Annotated in this window: 15 protein-coding genes; 1 reads left to right on the top strand and 14 read right to left on the bottom strand. The window is 66.3% G+C overall.

Annotated elements, in window-relative coordinates; all coding sequences use genetic code 11:
• Positions 1 to 33 precede the first annotated feature (33 nt).
• The 14 genes from ACODS4_RS23095 to ACODS4_RS23030 form a co-directional block, all read right to left on the bottom strand.
• A complete protein-coding gene (locus tag ACODS4_RS23095) occupies positions 34 to 936 on the bottom strand; it encodes a hydroxymethylglutaryl-CoA lyase (protein ID WP_488867985.1) in 903 nt (300 codons plus the stop codon).
• On the bottom strand, positions 933 to 2939 hold the full coding sequence (locus ACODS4_RS23090) for an acetyl/propionyl/methylcrotonyl-CoA carboxylase subunit alpha (RefSeq protein ID WP_488868011.1): 2007 nt from the start codon (positions 2937 to 2939) through the stop codon (positions 933 to 935). Before ACODS4_RS23090 ends, ACODS4_RS23095 begins: the two co-directional genes overlap by 4 nt.
• A 22-nt stretch (positions 2940 to 2961) precedes the next feature.
• Positions 2962 to 3744 (bottom strand): enoyl-CoA hydratase/isomerase family protein, encoded by a 783-nt coding sequence (locus tag ACODS4_RS23085; protein ID WP_488867983.1) that lies wholly within the window; start codon positions 3742 to 3744, stop codon positions 2962 to 2964.
• Positions 3745 to 3755: 11 nt separating this feature from the next.
• On the bottom strand, positions 3756 to 5363 hold the full coding sequence (locus ACODS4_RS23080; protein WP_488867981.1) for a carboxyl transferase domain-containing protein: 1608 nt from the start codon (positions 5361 to 5363) through the stop codon (positions 3756 to 3758).
• 43 nt (positions 5364 to 5406) lie between these two features.
• Positions 5407 to 6540, bottom strand: a complete 1134-nt coding sequence (locus tag ACODS4_RS23075; RefSeq protein ID WP_488867979.1) for an acyl-CoA dehydrogenase — start codon at positions 6538 to 6540, stop codon at positions 5407 to 5409.
• Between the two features lie 176 nt (positions 6541 to 6716).
• Positions 6717 to 7901 (bottom strand): acetyl-CoA C-acyltransferase, encoded by a 1185-nt coding sequence (locus ACODS4_RS23070; protein ID WP_488867977.1) that lies wholly within the window; start codon positions 7899 to 7901, stop codon positions 6717 to 6719.
• Between the two features lie 53 nt (positions 7902 to 7954).
• Entirely contained in the window at positions 7955 to 9127 is a 1173-nt protein-coding gene (locus ACODS4_RS23065) for an isovaleryl-CoA dehydrogenase (protein ID WP_488867975.1), read from the bottom strand.
• A gap of 254 nt (positions 9128 to 9381) precedes the next feature.
• The gene (locus tag ACODS4_RS23060) at positions 9382 to 10611 is read right to left on the bottom strand and encodes a phenylacetate--CoA ligase family protein (protein ID WP_488867973.1); all 1230 of its coding nucleotides are present in this window, start codon (positions 10609 to 10611) and stop codon (positions 9382 to 9384) included.
• 173 nt (positions 10612 to 10784) lie between these two features.
• The gene (locus tag ACODS4_RS23055) at positions 10785 to 11627 is read right to left on the bottom strand and encodes an ABC transporter ATP-binding protein (RefSeq protein ID WP_488867971.1); all 843 of its coding nucleotides are present in this window, start codon (positions 11625 to 11627) and stop codon (positions 10785 to 10787) included.
• A gap of 78 nt (positions 11628 to 11705) precedes the next feature.
• Positions 11706 to 12986 carry an ABC transporter substrate-binding protein gene (locus ACODS4_RS23050; protein WP_488867969.1) on the bottom strand — a complete coding sequence of 427 codons (1281 nt, stop codon included), beginning with the start codon at positions 12984 to 12986 and terminating at the stop codon, positions 11706 to 11708.
• Between the two features lie 54 nt (positions 12987 to 13040).
• Positions 13041 to 14114 (bottom strand): branched-chain amino acid ABC transporter permease, encoded by a 1074-nt coding sequence (locus ACODS4_RS23045; RefSeq protein ID WP_488867967.1) that lies wholly within the window; start codon positions 14112 to 14114, stop codon positions 13041 to 13043.
• 7 nt (positions 14115 to 14121) lie between these two features.
• Positions 14122 to 15009, bottom strand: coding sequence for a branched-chain amino acid ABC transporter permease (locus ACODS4_RS23040; protein ID WP_298375997.1), 888 nt, complete (start codon positions 15007 to 15009; stop codon positions 14122 to 14124).
• A 163-nt stretch (positions 15010 to 15172) separates the two neighbouring features.
• Positions 15173 to 17137 carry a long-chain fatty acid--CoA ligase gene (locus ACODS4_RS23035; protein WP_488867965.1) on the bottom strand — a complete coding sequence of 655 codons (1965 nt, stop codon included), beginning with the start codon at positions 17135 to 17137 and terminating at the stop codon, positions 15173 to 15175.
• Positions 17137 to 18033, bottom strand: a complete 897-nt coding sequence (locus ACODS4_RS23030; protein WP_488867963.1) for an ABC transporter ATP-binding protein — start codon at positions 18031 to 18033, stop codon at positions 17137 to 17139. Before ACODS4_RS23030 ends, ACODS4_RS23035 begins: the two co-directional genes overlap by 1 nt.
• 198 nt (positions 18034 to 18231) lie before the next feature.
• On the opposite strand from ACODS4_RS23030, the gene ACODS4_RS23025 reads away from it, so the two are divergent.
• Positions 18232 to 19887: an AMP-binding protein gene (locus ACODS4_RS23025; protein ID WP_488867961.1), complete on the top strand. Its 1656-nt coding sequence runs from the start codon at positions 18232 to 18234 to the stop codon at positions 19885 to 19887.
• Positions 19888 to 19896: the final 9 nt, after the last annotated feature.

Genomic DNA, 19896 nt, shown 5'->3' with positions numbered 1-19896 from the left:
GGACGCGGCCCTTCGACGTCGAGAGCGAACCTCTCACGCACAACCACGAGCGCGGGCCACCTTTGACGCCGTTGGCCGACCGAGGGCGTCGCTGATGAACGCCCCCGCCGCGATCAGCCGATCCAGATCCACCCCGGTCTCGATCCCCAGACCGTTCAGCAGATACAGCACATCCTCGCTCGCCACGTTGCCCGAGGCCCCCTTGGCGTAGGGGCAGCCGCCCAGACCGGCGACGGAGCTGTCCACCACGGCCACGCCCAATTCCAAGGCGGCGTACAGGTTGGCCAGCGCCTGCCCGTAGGTGTCGTGGAAATGAACGGCGATTTTGTCCACCGGAACCCGTTCGGCCACCGCCGCGACCATCGCCTGCGCCTTGGCCGGGGTGCCGGTTCCGATGGTGTCGCCCAGCGAGATTTCGTAACAGCCCATGGCGTAGAGCCGGGCGGCGACCTCGGCGACCGCCGACGGCGCGATCTCCCCCTCATAGGGGCAGCCCAGCACGCAACTGACATAGCCACGCACCGGAACGCCCGCCGCCTTGGCCTGCTCCATGACCGGGGCGAAGCGGTCGAGGCTTTCGGCGATGGAGCAGTTGATGTTCTTCTGGCTGAAGCTTTCCGACGCCGCGCCGAACACCGCCACCTCGTCGGCCTTGGCGGCCAACGCCCCTTCCAACCCTTTCAGGTTGGGGGTGAGGGCGGCGTAGCGGACGCCGGGCTTGCGGGCGAGGCCCGCGAAGACCTCGGCGCTGTCGCCCATCTGGGGAACCCATTTGGGCGACACGAAGCTGCCCGCCTCGATCACGCCCAGACCGGCGTCGGCCAGCTTTTCGACCAACGCGATTTTCACGGCGGTCGGGACGATGGTCTTTTCGTTTTGCAGGCCGTCGCGCGGGCCAACCTCGACCATGCGGACAAAACGGGGCAAGCGGGTCATGCGGCCTCCGGGATGTCGAGAACCAGCAGATCGACGCCTTCGGAGACTTGATCGCCCGCCGCGAAATTCACGGCGGAAATCACCCCGGCGGCGGGGGCCTTGATGGTGTGCTCCATCTTCATCGCTTCCAGCAGCATCAGCGGCGTTCCGGCCTCCACGCTCTGACCGACCTCGACCAGCACGCGGACCACGGTTCCGGGCATCGGCGCGGTCAGACGGCCCGAGCCGCCCTCCTGCTCCGCCGCCCGTGCGCTGGGGTCGTCCAGCTTCAGGCGGGACACGGCGCCGTCGATCAGCACGGTCAGATCCAGCCCCTGCTGCACCACGGTCGCCCGCACCCGCCGTCCGCCCAGGCTGACGGTCAGCGCGCCATCCTCGTACGTGACGCCGACCGCCGACAACGCCGCGCCGCCATCGACGACGACGTCGTAACCGTGGCTGCGGAAATGCAGCGTCACCGCGCGGGCCGTCTCGCCGTCGATCAGGCTGAGGTCGTAGTGGTTTTCCTCGTTCAACCGCCAGCCGTTGGCGAGCAGCCAGGGCGAATGACGGTCGGAACGGGCGCGCAGGGCGGCTTGCGCCTCGGCCCGGCGGCGCAGCAGCACCGACAGGGCGGCGACCGCGAGCGCCGCGTCGTCCACCGGGGCGGGCGGCGGCAGCAGATCGGCGCGGTGCCGTTCGATGAATCCGGTGTCGATCTCCACCGCCCGGAAGGCCGGATGGGCGGCGATGGCGCCGAGAAAGCCGATGTTGGTGGTGACGCCGACCACCTCATAGGCGGCGAGCGCGACGCGCAAACGGCGCAGGGCGGCGTCGCGGTCCTCGTCCCAGACGATCAGCTTGGCGATCATCGGGTCGTAGAACATCGTCACCGCGTCGCCTTCGCGCACGCCGGTGTCCACCCGGACATGATCGTTTTCGGCGGGCGGGCGCAGGCGGACCAGCGTGCCGATGGCGGGCAGGAAATCGCGCTGCGGATCTTCGGCGTAGAGGCGGGCTTCAAAGGCGTGACCCTTGCGGGTCAATTGCTCCTGACGCAGGGGCAGTTCGGCCCCGGCGGCGACGCGCAATTGCCATTCGACCAGATCCAGGCCGGTGATCTTCTCCGTCACCGGATGTTCCACCTGAAGGCGGGTGTTCATCTCGATGAAGTAGAAGCCGCCATCCTCATAGAGAAACTCGACGGTGCCGGCGCCGACGTAGTTCACCGCCTTGGCGGCGGCGACGGCGGCCTCGCCCATGCGGCGGCGCAGATCGTCGGGCAGATTGGGGGCCGGTGCCTCCTCGATCACCTTCTGGTGGCGGCGCTGGACCGAGCAATCGCGCTCGAACAGATAGACGCCGTTGCCGTGGGTGTCGCAGAAGACCTGAATTTCGACATGGCGCGGGCGGGCGAGGTATTTTTCCAACAGCAAACTGTCGTCGCCGAACGCCGCCTTGGCCTCGCGCTGCGCGCCCGCCACCGCGTCGGCCAGCTCCTCGGCGGCGCGCACGACGCGCATGCCCTTGCCGCCGCCGCCCGCCGACGCCTTGACCAGCACCGGAAAGCCGATGCGTTCGGCTTCCGCCGACAGGGTGGCGAAATCCTGCGCCTGCCCGTGATAGCCGGGCACCAGCGGCACGTCGGCGTTGGCCATCAACCGCTTGGATTCGGCCTTCGACCCCATGACGCGGATGGCGTCGATGGGCGGGCCGATGAAGACGATTCCCGCCGCCGCGCAAGCCGCCGCGAAACCGGCGTTTTCCGACAGGAAGCCGTAGCCGGGGTGGATCGCCTGCGCGCCGGTGCGCTTGGCGACCTCCAGGATCGCGTCGCCGCGCAGATAGCTGTCGCCGACCGGGGCCGGGCCGATGCGCACGGCCTCGTCGGCCATCTGGACATGCATCGCCTGGGCGTCGGCGTCGGAATGGACGGCGACGGTGCGGATGCCCATGCGCCGCGCGGTGCGGATGACCCGGCAGGCGATTTCGCCACGGTTGGCGATGAGGATCGTGTCGAACATGGCGATTGGGGACATGGGATTCTCAGCTCCGCCAGGACGGGTTGCGTTTGTCGAGGAAGGCGCCGACGCCCTCCTTGCCTTCGGCGCTGGCGCGCTGGCGGGCGATGCGTTCGGCGGTGTCGCGCACCACGGCGTCGGTCAGCGGGCGGCGGGCCACCGCGCGGATCAGCTCCTTGGCGGCGGTTTGCGCCGTCGGGCCGCAATCGAGCAGGTTCTTGACGGTCTTCTCAACCGCCGCCTCCAGCCCGTCGGCGTTGGTCAATTCGTGCAGCAGGCCCAGCCGGTGGGCGTCCGCCGCTGAAAACCGTTCCCCGGTCAGGAAGAAGCGGCGGCAGGCGCGTTCGCCGATGGCCCCGATGACGTAGGGGCTGATCGCCGCCGGGATGATGCCCAGCTTCACTTCGGTCAGGGCAAAGCTGGCCGTGTCCACGCCGATGGCGATGTCGCAGGCCGACACCAGCCCGACGCCGCCGCCAAAGGCCGGACCCTGGACCACCGCGACGGTGGGCTTGGGGCATTCGTCCAGCGTGCGCAGCATGGTCGCCAGCCCCAGCGCGTCGGTCAGGTTTTCCTCATAGGAATAGCCCGACATCCGCTTCATCCAGGACAGATCGGCCCCGGCGGAAAAGCTTTTGCCGACGCCGCGCAGCAGCACCGCGCGGACCTCCGGGTTGTCGCCGACCCGACGGAAGGCGTCGGTCAGCCCGGCGATCACGCCCTCGTTGAAGGCGTTGTGAACCTCGCCCCGATTCATGGTGACGGTGGCGACGCCGTTGACGGCGATGTCGATAAGGATGTCGCTCATGTCGGCTCCCATCACATGCGGAACACGCCGAAGGGCGTCTTCGGCACCGGCGCGTTGAGGGAGGCCGACAGGCCAAGGCCCAGCACCATGCGCGTGTCCGCCGGGTCGATGATGCCGTCGTCCCACAAACGGGCGCTGGCGTAATAGGGGTGGCTTTCGCGCTCGAACTTCTGGCGGATCGGGGCCTTCAGCGCCTCCTCATCCTCCGCCGACCAGGGCTTGCCCTGGGCCTCCATCGCGTCGCGCTTGACCTGGGCCAGCACGCCCGCCGCCTGTTCGCCGCCCATCACCGAGATGCGGGCGTTCGGCCACATCCACAGGAAGCGCGGGGAATAGGCGCGACCGCACATGCCGTAATTGCCGGCGCCATAGCTGCCGCCGATGACCACGGTGAATTTCGGCACCTTGGCGCAGGCGACCGCCGTCACCAGCTTCGCGCCGTCCTTGGCGATGCCGCCCGCCTCGTATTTCCGCCCGACCATGAAGCCGGTGATGTTTTGCAGGAACACCAGCGGGATGCGGCGCTGGCAGCACAATTCGATGAAATGCGCGCCCTTCAGCGCGGATTCGCTGAACAGAATCCCGTTGTTGGCGATGATGCCGACCGGATAGCCGTGGATGTGGGCGAAGCCCGTCACCAGCGTGGTCCCATAAAGCGGCTTGAACTCGTCAAAGCGCGAGCCGTCGACGACGCGGGCGATCACCTCGCGCACGTCGAACGGCTTGCGGGCGTCGCTGGGGATGACGCCGTAGAGTTCGCTGGGGGTGAACAGCGGCTCTTCCGGTTCGCGCAAATCCAGGTCGATGCGCTTGGAACGGTTGAGATTCGTCACCACCCGCCGGGCCATCGCCAGGGCGTGCGGGTCGTTCATCGCGTAATGGTCGGTGACGCCCGACGTGCGGGAATGGACGTCGGCGCCGCCCAGATCCTCGGCGCTCACCACCTCGCCGGTCGCGGCCTTGACCAGCGGCGGGCCGCCCAAAAAGATGGTGCCCTGGTTGCGGACGATGATCGCCTCGTCCGACATCGCCGGAACATAGGCGCCGCCCGCCGTGCAGCTTCCCATCACCACGGCGATCTGGGGAATGCCCTCCGCCGACATGGTGGCCTGGTTGAAGAAGATGCGGCCAAAATGGTCGCGGTCGGGGAACACCTCGTCCTGGTTGGGCAGGTTGGCCCCGCCGCTGTCCACCAGATAGATGCAGGGCAAATTGTTCTGTTGGGCGATTTCCTGGGCGCGCAGGTGCTTTTTGACCGTCAGCGGGTAATAGGTGCCGCCCTTCACCGTCGCGTCGTTGACGACGATCATGCATTCCTGCCCGGCGACGCTGCCGATGCCGGTGATGATGCCCGCCGACGGGATGCTTTCGTCATAGACCTCGTGCGCGGCCATCTGCGACAGCTCCAGGAACGGCGACCCGGCGTCGAGCAATTGCCGGATGCGTTCGCGCGGCAGCAGCTTGCCGCGCGCCAGATGCTTGTCGCGGGCCTTGGCGCCGCCGCCCTGTTGGATGGCGGCGACCTTCTGGCGCAGATCGGCGACCAGCGCCGCCATGGCGTCGGCGTTGGTCTGGAATTCGGCGGAGCGCGGGTTGATGGCGCTCTTCAGGACGGTCATGCCGTCGCCCTCCCGTTTGAGAAATGGCGGTTTGAGAAATGGCTTATTGGACAAGCGCGCGGCTGATGACCAGCCGTTGGATGTCGCTGGTGCCTTCGTAAATCTGGCAGACGCGCACGTCGCGGTAGATGCGCTCCACCGGGAAATCGTTCAGATAGCCGTAGCCGCCATGCACCTGGATGGCGTCGGAACAGATTTTTTCCGCCATTTCCGAGGCGAACAGCTTCGCCATCGCCGCTTCCTTCATGCAGGGAACGCCCGCGTCGCGCAAGGACGCGGCGTGCAGCACCAACTGACGCGCCGCCTCGACGCGGGTCGCCATGTCGGCCAACCGGAAGGCCACCGCCTGATGCTGGATGATCGGCACGCCCATGCTCTGGCGTTCCTGGGCGTAGCGCACCGCGTGGTCCAGCGCCGCCCGCGCCATGCCGACCGATTGGGAGGCGATGCCGATCCGCCCGCCTTCCAGATTGGCCAAGGCGACCTTGTAGCCCGCCCCTTCGGCCCCCAACATCAGGTCCGCCGGAATCCGGCAATCCTCGAACAGGATCTGGCAGGTGTCGGAGCAGTGCTGGCCCAGCTTGTCCTCGGTCCGCGCCACCGTGTAGCCGGGGGTGTCGGTTGGGACGATGAAGGCGGTCAGGCCCTTTTTCCCGGCTGCGGGATCGCTGACGGCGAAGACGATGGCGACGTCGGCGTTGGCGCCCGACGTGATGAACTGCTTGGTTCCGTTGAGAACCCAATGATCGCCGTCACGTTGGGCGCGGGTCTTGATCGCCGAGGCGTCGGAGCCGGCCTGCGGTTCGGTCAGGCAGAAGGCGCCGAGCTGTTCGCCGCGCGCCATCGGCTTCAGGAAACGCTCTTTCTGCTCCGCCGTGCCGAATTTCAGGATCGGCATGCAGCCGACCGAATTGTGGACGCTCATGATCGTGGACACCGCGCCGTCCCCAGCGGCGATTTCCTCGATGGCGAGCGCGTAGGCGACATGGTCGGACGCGGCGCCGTCGAACTCCTCCGGCACCAGCATGCCCAGCAGGCCAAGCGCGCCCATCTCGGCCAATTCCGCCTTGGGAAAGGCGCCGCTGCGGTCACGTTCGGCGGCGGTTGGGGCGAGCCGATCCTGCGCAAAGGCGCGGGCCATGTCGCGGACCATGGTCTGTTCTTCGGTCAGGCGCATCGGGTTCCTCCCAGTGTTTTTTGATCCCTCTCCCGCTCCGGGAGAGGGAGGGGACCCGCGACGCGGGGAGGGTGAGGGGGCCGTCAAGAATCCTGAAACCGGATTCCGCCGAACCCCTCACCCTTCCCATGCTGCGCACGGGTCCCTTCCCTCTCCCAAAGGGAGAGGGCGAGATTTCAAACCCGTTCGACGGCGATCGCGGTGGCTTCGCCGCCGCCGATGCACAAGCTGGCCACGCCGCGCTTGAGGTCGTACCGCTCCAGCGCCGCCAGCAGCGTCACGATGATGCGGGCGCCCGACGCGCCGATGGGGTGGCCCAGCGCGCAGGCGCCGCCATGGACGTTGACCTTGTCGTGCGGCAGATCCAGATCGCGCATCGCCGCCATGGTGACGACGGCGAACGCCTCGTTGATCTCGAACAGATCGACCGACCCGGCGGACCAGCCGACCTTGTCGAACAGCGTCTTCATCGCGCCGACCGGGGCGGTGGTGAACAGGGCCGGGGCCTGGGCGTGGTTGGCGTGGCCCTTGATTTCGGCCAGCACCCGCAGGCCGCGCGCGTCGGCCTCGCGGCGGGTGGTGACGATCAGCGCGGCCCCGCCGTCGGAGATGGACGAGGAGTTCGCCGCCGTCACCGTGCCGTCCTTGGCGAAGGCGGGCTTCAGCGTCGGAATCTTGGCCGGGTCGGCCTTCAGCGGCTGCTCGTCCTGGCTGATAAGGGTGTCGCCCTTGCGGCCCTTGACCGTCACCGGGGTGATTTCACCGGCGAAGAAACCGCCCTCCACCGCCTTGCGGGCGCGGTTCAGGCTTTCAATCGCGAAGGCGTCCTGCGCCTCGCGGGTGAAATTGTAGCTGCCCGCGCATTCCTCAGCGAAGGTTCCCATCAGACGGCCCTTGTCATAGGCGTCCTCCAGACCGTCGAAGAACATGTGGTCCAGCACCTTGCCGTGGCCCATGCGGTAGCCGCCGCGCGCCCGGTCCAGCAGATAGGGCGCGTTCGACATGCTTTCCATGCCGCCCGCCACCACCACCTTGGCCGACCCGGCTTTGATGACGTCGTGGGCGAACATCACCGCCCGCATGCCCGACCCGCAGACCTTGGAAATGGTGGTGCAGCCCGCCGCCTTGGGCAAACCGGCCCCCAGCGCCGCCTGACGCGCCGGGGCCTGGCCGACGCCCGCCGACAGCACGCAGCCCATGAACACCTCGTCCACCGCCTCAGGAGGCAGGCCGGAGCGTTCCAGCGCCGCCTTGATGGCGGCGGCGCCCAATTGCGGGCCGGTCAGCCCCTGCAAATCACCCTGGAACCCGCCCATCGGCGTGCGGGCGGCGGCGGCGATGACGATGCTGTCGGTGGTCATCCTGGTGTCCCTCTTCCCTCGATGCTTCGCTTTGGCTTCGTGGTTGAACGCGCTTACGCGGTTTCCTTGAACAGCTCGCGCCCGATCAGCATACGGCGGATTTCGCTGGTGCCCGCGCCGATTTCATAGAGCTTGGCGTCGCGCAGCAGGCGGCCCGTCGGGTATTCGTTGATGTAGCCGTTGCCGCCCAGCGTCTGGATCGCTTCCAGCGCCATCCAGGTGGCCTTTTCCGCCGAATAGAGGATGGCGGCGGCGGCGTCCTTGCGGGTGGTCTCGCCCCGGTCGCAGGCCTTGGCCACGGTGTAGACGTAGGATTTGGCGGCGTTCATGATCGTGTACATGTCGGCCAGCTTGCCCTGCATCAACTGGAATTCGCCGATGGCCTGGCCGAACTGCTTGCGGTCGTGCAGGTACGGAATCACGATGTCCATGCAGGCCTGCATAATGCCCAGCGGCCCGCCCGACAGCACGGCGCGTTCGTAATCCAGGCCCGACATCAGCACGTTCACGCCGCGCCCGACGCCGCCCAGGACGTTCTCCTCCGGCACTTCGCAATCCTCGAACACCAGCTCGCCGGTGTTGGAGCCGCGCATGCCCAGCTTGTCGAGCTTCTGCGCCACCGAAAAGCCCTTGAAGGTCTTTTCCACCAGGAAGGCGGTGATGCCGCGCGACCCGGCGGCGACGTCGGTCTTGGCGTAAATCACCAGCGTGTCGGCGTCGGGACCGTTGGTGATCCACATTTTCGTGCCGTTCAGGACGTAGCGGTCGCCCTTTTTGTCGGCGCGCAGCTTCATCGACACCACGTCCGACCCGGCGTTCGGTTCCGACATCGCCAGCGCGCCGATGTGTTCGCCGGAAATCAGCTTGGGCAGATAGCGGCGCTTCTGCTCCTCCGTGCCGTTCTTGCGGATCTGGTTGACGCAGAGGTTGGAGTGCGCGCCGTAGCTGAGGCCGACCGACGCCGACGCGCGGGAGACCTCCTCCATCGCGACGACATGCTCCAGATAGCCCATGGCGGCGCCGCCATACTCCTCGTCCACGGTCACGCCGAGGATGCCGAGGTCGCCCATCTTGCGCCACAGATGGTTGGGGAATTCGTTGGAGCGGTCGATCTCGGCGGCCAGCGGGGCGATTTCGGCGGCGGCGAAGTTCCGAACCGATTCACGCAGCATGTCGGCGGTTTCGCCAAGGTCGAAATTCAGGCTGGGGTACTGGTTGGACAGCATGGGCGTATCGCTCCCCTCAACAATCATCCGTTTGTTGACCATACGTTACCGTATGGCGATGCGTGTGGCAAGAGGCGACGGGTTGCAGCCGCCGCAAATCTGCTGGTCGTGTGTGGGGGAGTTGTCGCGGATGGCCCCCTCCCTAACTCTCCCCCGCTGTTCAGCGGGAGAGGGAACTGCCGCCGCTGGTCCTCAAGACCCCCTCTCCCGCGTGAGCGGGGGAGGGTTGGGGAGGGGCAAGACGGAGCCGCCCCTCACCCCCGCGCGTCGTCGATCACCTTGCCGTCGTTTGGCAGCCCGCCGGGGGCGACGAACTCGACCACGCCCTTCAGTTTGGTGATGGCGGTCAGGCTGTCGCGGATCGCGGCGGCCAGCGCCTCGCCAGACTCCGCCGCTTCGCAACGCAGGGTCATGGTGTCGCTGGCGTCCTGCCGCCCGACGACCAGCCGCGCCTTGCCCACCTGCGGGTGGCGGCGCAGCACGTCGGCGATCTGGGACGGGTGGACGAACATGCCCTTCACCTTGGTGGTCTGGTCGGCGCGGCCCATCCAGCCCTTCAGCCGCATGTTGGTGCGCCCGCAGGGGCTGGTTCCGGGCAGAACCGCCGACAGGTCGCCGGTGGCGAAGCGGATCAGCGGGTAGGCCGGGTTGAAGATGGTGACGACGACCTCGCCGACCTCGCCCTCGGGAACCGGGTCGCCGGTGCCGGGTCGGACGATTTCGATGATCGCCCCCTCATCCACCACCAGACCGGCGCGCGCCGGGGTCTCATAGGCGACGATGCCGAGATCGGCGGTGCCGTAGCTCTGATACACGTCCACCCCGCGCGCTTCGTAAAAGGCCCGCGCGTCGGGCAGGTAGGGGCCGCCCGACACGTTGCCGATGCGGATCGAGGAGCCGTCCAGCCCCAGCGCGTCGGCCTTCTCCAGAATGATCTTCAGAAAATCCGGCGTGCCGATGTAGCCCCTGGGCTTGAGATGGGCGATCACCTGGGCTTGCGTTTCGGTGTTGCCGGTGCCCGCCGGGATGACGGCGCAGCCGATGGCGTGGGCGCCCGTCTCGAACATCGACCCGGCGGGGGTCAGGTGATAGGCGAAGCAATTGTGCGCCAGATCGCCCGCCCGAAAGCCCGAGGCGAACAGCGCCCGCGCGCTGCGCCAGGGATCCTTGCCATGGGGTTCCGGGTCGTGGATCGGGCCGGGGGAAGCGAAGACGCGGGCCAGACGGCCAATCTCCACCGCCGCCAGACCGCCAAACGGCGGGGCCGCCTGTTGCAGGGCGATCAGGTCCGCTTTGCGCGTGACCGGCAGGGCCGCCAGCGCGGCGCGGTCGCGGATCGCGGCGGGATCGACCTCGGCCAGAATCCGGGTGAAGTGCGGCGCGGCGGCCTTGGCGTGGGCGAGATGGGCGGGCAGGGCCGCGAACAGCGCGGCCTCGCGCTGGTCGGAGGAACGTGTTTCGAGGTCGTCGTAGAAATCGGTCATGGTCGTTCGTCCGTTCAGGGGTCGCCCGCGTTGCCCCCTCCCCGGCCCTCCCCCGCCGAATGGCGGGAGAGGGGGATCGGAGTCGTGTCAGAAGAATGCGGCGTCGATTCCCTCTCCCGCGTCAGCGGGGGAGGGTTAGGGAGGGGGCAGGCGCAAGAACGCCCCCGTCCCGTTCAAATCCAGCGCTTGCGCCGTTTGAAGCTCTTCAGGTTCTTGAAGCTCTTGCGCTCTTCGTTGCCGCCGCCGAGGTAGAATTCCTTCACGTCCTCGTTGTTGCGCAACTCGTCGGCGGTGCCGTCCAGCACCACCTTGCCGTTTTCCATGATGTAGCCGCGCGTCGCCGCTTGCAGCGCCATGCGGGCGTTCTGCTCCACCAGCAGGATGGTGACGCCCAGATCCTTGTTGATCTGTTGGATGATGCTGAACACCTCCTTCACCATCAGCGGCGACAGGCCCATGCTCGGCTCGTCCATCAAAATCAGCTTGGGCCGGGCCATCATGGCGCGGCCAATCGCCAGCATCTGCTGCTCGCCGCCCGACAGATAACCGGCAAGGCCGGTGCGCTCCTTCAGGCGGGGGAAATACTGGTAAACCATGTCCAGATCGTCCTTCACGCCGTTGTCGCGGCGGGTGAAGGCGCCCAGGCGCAGATTTTCCTGACAGGTCATGTCGGAGATGATGCGGCGCCCCTCCATCACCTGGAAGATGCCCTTGCGGACGATCTTGTCCGGGTCGATGCCGTTGATGCGTTCCCCGGCGAAGGTGATGTCGCCGCGCGTGACCTCGCCGTCTTCCGTCTTCAGCAGGCCGGAAATCGCCTTCAGCGTCGTCGATTTCCCGGCGCCGTTGGCGCCCAGCAGGGCGACGATTTCCCCCTCCGGCACCTCAAGGCTCAGCCCGCGCAGGACGAGGATGACGTCGTTGTAGACGACTTCGATGTTGTTGACGGACAGCATCAGCTTTTTGGCGACCGTGACGGGCGGCGTGACGGGAGCGGCCATGGCGGTGTTCAGCATGCGGCACCTGACGGTCTTAAAGGCGGGAAACGCCCCCGCCCGCCATTGCGGACGGGCGGGGGATAATGATCGCGGAGCTTACCAGCCGAGCCATTCCGGCTTGCGCGGCACGTCCACGGTGGAGATCTTCTCCAGCTTGATCGCGCCGGACTTCACCAGATCGGCGACGCTGGCCCCGGTGTCCGCCGCGACCGAGGCGCGGTAGATGTTGACCGCCGTCATGCCGCGATGATCGGTGTCCGTCCAGGTCGAGGGGATGCAAACGCCCTCAAGCCCGGCGGGAACCCAATCCTTCTTCTGGTACATCGCCTTGCGGATGTTCGGGCCGGTGACGCCGCCGTTCTTGGCGGCCCAATCCATCGCTTCCTTCATGTAAAAGGCGGTGCAGACGCCCGCCATGTAATGCACCGGGCGGTAGGCGGTCCCGGCGGCGTCGGAGATCTTGGAGATCTCCTTCATCATCGCCATGCCCGGCGCGTCGCCCGCCCAGGTCACGGCGGTGCGCAGCGGGAACACCACGCCGTCGGCGGCGGCGCCGGCGGCCTTGGCGGCGTTTTCGTCCATGCCCCAGACGTTGCCCATGAACTGAACCTTGGCGCCGACCGTCTGGCAGGCCTTCAGCACCGAAATGTTCGACCCGGCGGTGTTGCCGAGATAGGCGTAGTTGACGCCCGACTCCTTCAGCGTCAGGCACTGGGCGGTGTAATCGCCCGGCGTCAGCGCGAACTGGACCGCCGGAAGCACGTCAAAGCCAAGCTCCTTGGCGAGCTGCTCGCCCGCTTCCTTTGGCGCGTTCGGGTAGGGGTGGTTGGCCCCCATATGGACGTATTTCGGCTTGCCCGCGCCGCCCTTCTTCTTCCAATCCTCCGCCGCCCAGGTCAGCATGCCGCGCAGGCTGTCGGAGTAGGACGGGCCGTAGAAGAAATTGTAGGGGGCGGGCTTCGAGCCGTGCGTGCCCTTGCCGGTCGGGTCGGTCAGATGGCCGGAGTAGGAGCCGGAATAGGCCGGGATCTCATCCTTGCCGACGAAGGCGGTGAGCGCCTCGGTGTCGGCCGTGCCCCAGCCCTGGAGCGCGGCGATCTTGTCGCTGCCCGACGACCATTTCTTGTACTGGCTGATGGCGCGCGGGGCCTGATAGCCGTAATCGACCGAATCCACGGCCAGCTTGACGCCGTTCACGCCGCCCTTGCTGTTGATGTAGGCCAGCGCGTCGGACACGCCTTGCGCGTAGGGAACGCCCACGTCGGACGTGCCGCCGGACTGGTCGGCGAGATGGCCGACCGGAATGTCGGCGCTGGCCGTGACGGTGGTCGCCAGCAGCACGGCGGCGGAGGCGAACAGCGCGGTCTTGATGCTCATCTTGCGTTACTCCCTAGGTGATTTTGTTCGTTGCAAGCGCTGGATCGGAACCGATCAGTGCGAGAAGGGGTAGAGCTTCCAGTAGGCCTTGATTTGCTTCCAACGGTGGGCCAGCCCGTCCGGCTCGAACACCAGGAACAGAATGATGACGACGCCGACCGACATTTCGCGCAGGAAGGCGATGTTGTCCTTCAGGTTCAGCGCGGCGTCGATGGCGGTGCCGCTGACCAGCTTGCTCGCCGCCTGCATCAGTTCGGGCAACAGGACCATGAAGGCGGTGCCCATCAGCGATCCCATGATCGACCCCAGCCCGCCGATGATAATCATGCCGAGAAACTGGATCGAAAAGACGATGGTGAAGCCTTCGACCGACACGAATTGCAGATAGTGGGCGTAAAGCGCGCCGCCGATCCCGGCGTAGAAGGCGGAGATGCCAAACGACATCGTCCGGTATTTGGTCAGGTTGATGCCCATGATCTCGGCGGAGAGATAATGATCGCGCACCGCCACCAGGGCGCGCCCGTCGCGGGTTCGCATCAGGTTGGTGCCGAGAATGTACATCACCACCATGGCGACCAGGACGACGTAGAAGTAACGTTCGTCGCTGTCGAAGGCGAAGCCGAAGAGGGTCAGCGGCTCGGCGATGGTGCCGTTGGTGCCGCCGGTGAACCAGTCGGCGCGGGCGAAGAAATCTTGCAGGATGTATTGGGCCGCCAACGTGGCGATGGCCAGATACAGCCCCTTCAACCGCGCGGCGGGCATGCCGAAGATCAGGCCGACGCCGGTGGTCAGCACGCCCGCCAGCGGCATGGCGAGGAAGACCGGAACGCCCCAGCGGTTGTTCAGCCAGGCCGAGGCGAAGGCGCCGAAGCCGAAGAAGGCGGAGTGGCCGATGGAGATTTGCCCGGTGAAGCCGACCAGGATGTTCAGGCCAAGCGCGGCGATGCCAAGATAGCCGATCTGGATCAGCAGGCTCAGCCAATAGCGGTCCATGAAGGCCGGGCAGGCCAGCAGAAGAACCACGCCGAGGATCGCGACGTTGCGGCTGGTGACGGTTGGGAAAATCGTGGTGTCGGTCCCGTAGGACGTCTTGAAATCACCACTGGGAATGATGCTGACGTTCGCCATTTGGGCCTCACACGCGCTCGATGTCTTTGGTGCCGAACAGGCCGTACGGCTTCACCATCAGGATGGCGATCAGGACGTAGAAGGGGGCGATCTCGTACATGTTCCCCCAGTTCAGCCATTGGCTGTCCAGGTAATGCGCCACATTTTCCAGCACCCCGACGATCAGGCCGCCGATGACCGCGCCGATGACGCTGTCCAGCCCGCCCAGAATGACCGCCGGAAACACCTTGATGCCGAAGAAGGACAGCGCCGACGACACGCCGTTGACCACGCCGACCGTCACGCCCGCCACCGCCGACACCATGGCGGAGATCGCCCAGCTCATCGCGAACATCTGGCGCACCGAAATGCCGAGCGATTGGGCCACCTGCTGGTCGAACGCGGTCGCCCGCATCGCCAGACCCAGGCGCGAGTATTTGAAGAACCAGCCGAAGCCCGCCATGATGAGGATCGAGATGCCCAGCGAGACGACGTAGACCGTCTGCACCTGCAAACCGAAGACGTCGAGCGTCGGGCTGGCGAAGATTTGCGGGAAGGGCTTGGCGAAGACGCCGAACATCCATTTCATCGCCGCCTGGAAGACGATGGACAGGCCGATCGTCACCATGATGACGGAGATGATCGGCTCGCCGATCATCGGGCGCAGCACGACGACCTGAAGCACGACGCCGAAAATCAGCATGAAGACCAGCGTGATCGGAAAGCCGATCCAGAAGGGCAACTGCCAGGAGGTCAGCAGCCACCAGCAGGTCCAGGCCCCGATCAGCAGAAATTCGCCCTGGGCGAAATTGACGATGCGGCTGGCCTTGTAGATCAGCACGAACGACATGGCGACCACGCCGTACAGCGCGCCGACGATCAGGCCGTTGACGAGTAGTTGGAAAAGAAGGGTCATGGCGTGGCCTCGCCGAGTTTGCTCAGGTTGTCCCCTCTCCCCCCCGGGGAGAGGGTTAGGGTGAGGGGGATGCGTCGCGAGGAGCGTCCGGCAGGCGGAACCCCCTCACCCATCCTCTCCCCGGGGGGGAGAGGGGCTTTCAGCCATTGCATCACAGCGCTCCTCACGCCGCGACCGGCTGCGGTTTCTTCACCGCGACGGGCGCGAGGTCGATGACGGTCAAGGTGGTGCGGATGCGTTGTTTGGTGCCGTCCTGGAAGGAAATCATCGTGTCGACGTCGATTTTCGGCTGGCCGGTGTAGATCGATTCGATGATCGTGCCGTATTTCTCGGCGATGACGCTGCGGCGCACCTTGCGGGTGCGGGTCAGCTCGCCGTCGTCGGCGTCCAGTTCCTTGTACAGCAGCAGGAATTTGGCGATGCGCTGGGCTTCGGGCAGGGTTTGGTTGACCCGCTCCACCTCGGTGCGCAACAGCTCGTAGACTTCGGGGCGCGAGGACAGATCGGCGTAGGTGGTGAAGGCGATCCGGTTCTTTTCCGCCCATTTCGACAGGATCGACAGCCGAATGCAGATCATCGCCGACAAATAATCGCGCTTGTCGCCCAAAATCACCGCTTCGGCGACGTAGGGGCTGAATTTCAGCTTGTTCTCGATGTATTGCGGGCTGAAACGGTCGCCATGCGCCGTGGTGGCGATGTCCTTGATGCGGTCGATGATGACCAGATGGCCCTTCTTGTCGAAGAATCCGGCGTCGCCCGTGTGCATCCAGCCGTCCCGCACGTCGCCCATCGTGGCTTTTTCGTTGCGGTAGTAACCGGCGAACATGTTCGGGTGGGTGGTGACGATCTCGCCGACGCCGTTGTGGTCGGGGTCGATCACCTTGACCTGGATGCCGTCGTCGAACGGCAGTCCGACGGTGTCGAAATCCACGTCGTCGCCGCGATGGACGGTGTAGGCCCCCATCGTTTCGGTCTGGCCGTAGATCTGGCGCAGCGGCACGCCCAACGCCTGGAAGAATTTGAAGGTGTCCGGCCCCAGCGCGGCGCCGCCGGTGGCCGCCGATTTCAGATTGGTGAAGCCCAGCCGGTCGCGCAGGGCGCGGAACAGGATCCAGTCGGCCACGGCGGACCGCTTGCCCTGCGCCAGCGCCTCCAGCCCCAGCTTCATGCCCAGCTCGAACATCTTCTGCTTGAAGGGGGAGCTGTCCATCATGCGGGCGCGGACGTCGGCGGCGATGGCCTCCCACAGGCGCGGGGCGAACAGCACGAAGCTCGGCCCGATTTCGCGGAAGTCGTGCATCATCGTCTCGGCTTCCTCGACGAAGTTCACGCGCATCCGCGACACGATTCCCATGCCGACGGCGTAGACCTGCTCCATGATCCAGGACATCGGCAGGACCGAGACGTATTCGTCTTCCGGCCCCTTGGGATCGACCGACAGATAGCTGGCGACGTGGCGGATCAGGCTGCCCGCCTGCAACATCGCCATCTTCGGGTTCGACGTGGTGCCCGACGTGGTGCAGAGGATGGCGACGTCGTCGCCCTTCGTCGCCGCGACCATCGCGTCGTACAGCGCGGGCTGCTGGCGGTGCAGCTCCTCGCCCATCGCCACCAACTCGGCGGCGGGCAGCAGGCGCGGGTCGGTGTATTTGCGCATGCCGCGCGGGTCGGAATAGATGATGTGCTGCAAGGTCGGCAGGCGGTCGGCCAGAGTCAGCAGCTTGTCGACCTGCTCCTCGTCCTCGGCGATCACCACCTTCACGTCGGCGTAGGTGATGAGGTAGGCGATTTCCTCGTCCAGCGCGTCGCGGTAGATGCCCAGGCTCATGCCGCGCAGGGCGTGGGTGGCGACCTCGCCCATCAGCCAATCCGGGCGGTTGTCGCCCAGCAGGGCCACGACCTCGCCCGGAACCACGCCAAGCTTGGTCATGCCCAGGGCGAAGGCGCGGACGCGGGCGTTCACCTGTTCCCAGGTGAAGGTGCGCCAGATCCCGAAATCCTTTTCGCGCATGGCGATGTCGTCGCCATGCTCGCGGGCGTGCAGGGCCACCAGCTTGACCAGCGTGTCGTGCACGCGCAGATCGGGCAGGTTCATGCTGGAGCCGACGGCGGATGTGTGCCCGGCCATCACGCGACCTCCTTCTGCTGGGCGGTGTGGGCGTTGGGGGCCTCGCCATCCTCGTCGTCCTCGCCCAGATAGGCGCGGCGGACGCGGGGGTTGGCCAGAACCTCTTCGGGCATGCCCTCGGCGATCTTCTTGCCGAATTCCAGCACCATGACCCGGTGCGAGATGTCCATCACGACGCCCATGTCGTGTTCGATCATCACCACCGTCATGCCGAACTCTTCGTTCAGATCGACGATGTAGCGGGCCATGTCCTCCTTCTCTTCCAGATTCATGCCGGCCATCGGCTCGTCCAGAAGGATCAGGTCGGGTTTCAGCGCGATGGCGCGGGCCAGTTCGACCCGCTTGCGCAGGCCGTAGGACAGGGTTCCGGCGGTGGCCTTGCGCACATGCTGGATTTCCAGGAAATCAATGATTTCCTCGACCTCGCGGCGGTGCTCCAGCTCTTCCTTGCGCGCGCCGGTCAGCCAATAGAGCGAGCCGGTGAGGAAGTTGTTTTTGAGCAGATGGTGGCGACCGACCATGATGTTGTCGAGCACGGTCATATGCCCGAACAGCGCCAGATTTTGAAAGGTCCGGCCAATGCCGAGCGAGGCGCGGTGATTGGGCGTCATCGCCGTCACGTCGCGGCCCTTGAAGAAAACCTTGCCGTCGGTCGGCTTGTAACGGCCCGAAATGCAATTGACCATGGAGGTCTTGCCGGCGCCGTTCGGGCCGATGATGGAAAACAATTCACCCTTGCGGATGCCGAAGCTGACGTCGGTCAGTGCCTGCACGCCGCCAAAGCGCAGATTGACGCCGCGCGCCTCAAAGATGGTCTCCGCCTGGGAGGACTCAGACCTTTGGGCGGGGGCCGACTGGGCATGGCCACGGTGCGATGCGACGGGCGCGCCGGACATTTCCTCCTCCGTTGCTGTTGGTTCGGCTTTTCGATGGTGCGTCGGCTCTTGCTGGCCGGTTGGTCCATATTGTGGACCTCATTTGCGGCAACACAGACACTGTACAGGAGGTTCGCGTCTGTTATCAACACTGACATTCCGCCTTCTTGCGTTTTTTAGGCGCGACAGGAGGTCACATAGTCCATAATATGGACCATTATGACGACCAAGACCGAACTCCCCCCTCCGACTCTGTCCGGAGGCACGCAAAGCCTCGAACGCGCCATCGCCCTGCTGCGCGCTGTGGCGACCTCGGGCGCGGACGGCGCGCGGCTGGCCGATCTGATGACCGACGTCGGGCTGTCCAAGGCCACCGCGCACCGCCTGCTGATGGCGTTGAGCCGCGAGGGGTTGATCGAGCAGGACAGCCGAAGCCGCCGCTATCACCTCGGTCCCGACCTCGACGCGCTGGGCCAGTTGGCCGCCGCCCGCCACCGCCCGCCCGCCCCGCCCGAAGCCGTCCTGTCGGAAGCCGCCCCTTTGGATGTCGGCGTGCGCCCGTCGGCCTTTCTACGGCCCGAATACCGGGGCGATTCGATTCCGCTGGCGACGTTGCTGTGCGACCGCCACGTCCACACTGCCGACGGCGCGCGGGCGGCGCTGCTGCACGAAAGCGTGGCCGGGCAGACGACCGAACTCAGCTTCGCCCGCTTGGCCAGCGATTCGGCGCGTTTCGCCACCGTGCTCGCCGGGCTTGGCGTGGCGAAGGGCGACCGGGTGGCGGTGTTGCTGCCCAAGGGGCCGGAACTGTTGATCGCGGCGCTGGCGATCTGGCGTCTGGGCGGCGTCTACATGCCGCTGTTCGCCACTTACACGGCGTCGGCGGTCGCCTATCGTCTGGCGGAAAGCGAGGCGCGGGCCATCGTCACCAACGGTTTTCTGCGCCGCAAGCTGCCGCGCGACAACGCCCGCCCGGTGGTGATGGTGGAGGGGGACGAGGCCATCGGCCCCGACACCACCCTGTTCTGGTCGGCCCTGCACGAGGCGGCGCCCTTGGCCGACGTCGCCCGCTATCGGGAAAGCGACGCGCTGGCGTTGATCTACACCTCGGAATCCGAACCGACGCCGCTGGGCGTGTCCCTGCCGGTCAAGGCGCTGTCGGGGATCGAGCAATACATGCGCATCGGCCTGGATCTGCGCGACGACGACATCTATTGGAACATGGCCGATCCCGGCTGGGCCTATGGCGCCTATTACGGGCTGGTCGGGCCGCTGCTGCTGGGGCGGACGACGATCTTCTGCGACGGTCCGTACGACGTGCGGCAGGGCTATCGCATGCTGACCAAATTCGGCGTCACCAACCTGACCGCCGCGCCGTCGCAGATTCGGGCGTGGCACGGCGCCGATCCCGGCGGCAACCACCAATTCGCCCTGCGCATCCTGTCGGTGGTGGGCGAACCGCTGCCGCCCGATCTGATCGCCTGGGCCAACCGGACGGTGCGCGTGCCGCTGCTCGACCAGTATGGCCAGCGCGAAACCGGCATCTTCATCGTCAACCGTTACGATCCCGACGCGACGAGCCAGCCGGGCGCCGGCTCGCTGGGGCGACCGATGCCGGGCTTTCGCGTCGTCGTGCTGGACCCCGATGGGCGCGAGGCGCCGGTCGGCGGGGCGGGGGAAATCGCCATCGACGTCGAAAAATCACCGCTCTTCTGGTTTGAATCCTACGCCAACGATCCAGAGCGCACCGACCGGCGTTTCCGCCATGGGCGGCGCTATTACCTGACCGGGGATTGGGCGTTTCTGGACGCCGAGGGCAACATCCATTATCGCGGGCGGGCGTCCGACGCGATCCTCATGCAGCAGGGGGAATAGGACGATCTT

The organism is Azospirillum sp. FG154, from assembly GCF_057809575.1.
The sequence above is the reverse complement of the archived record's forward strand: the minus strand, read 5'-3'. Positions and strand labels throughout refer to the sequence as shown.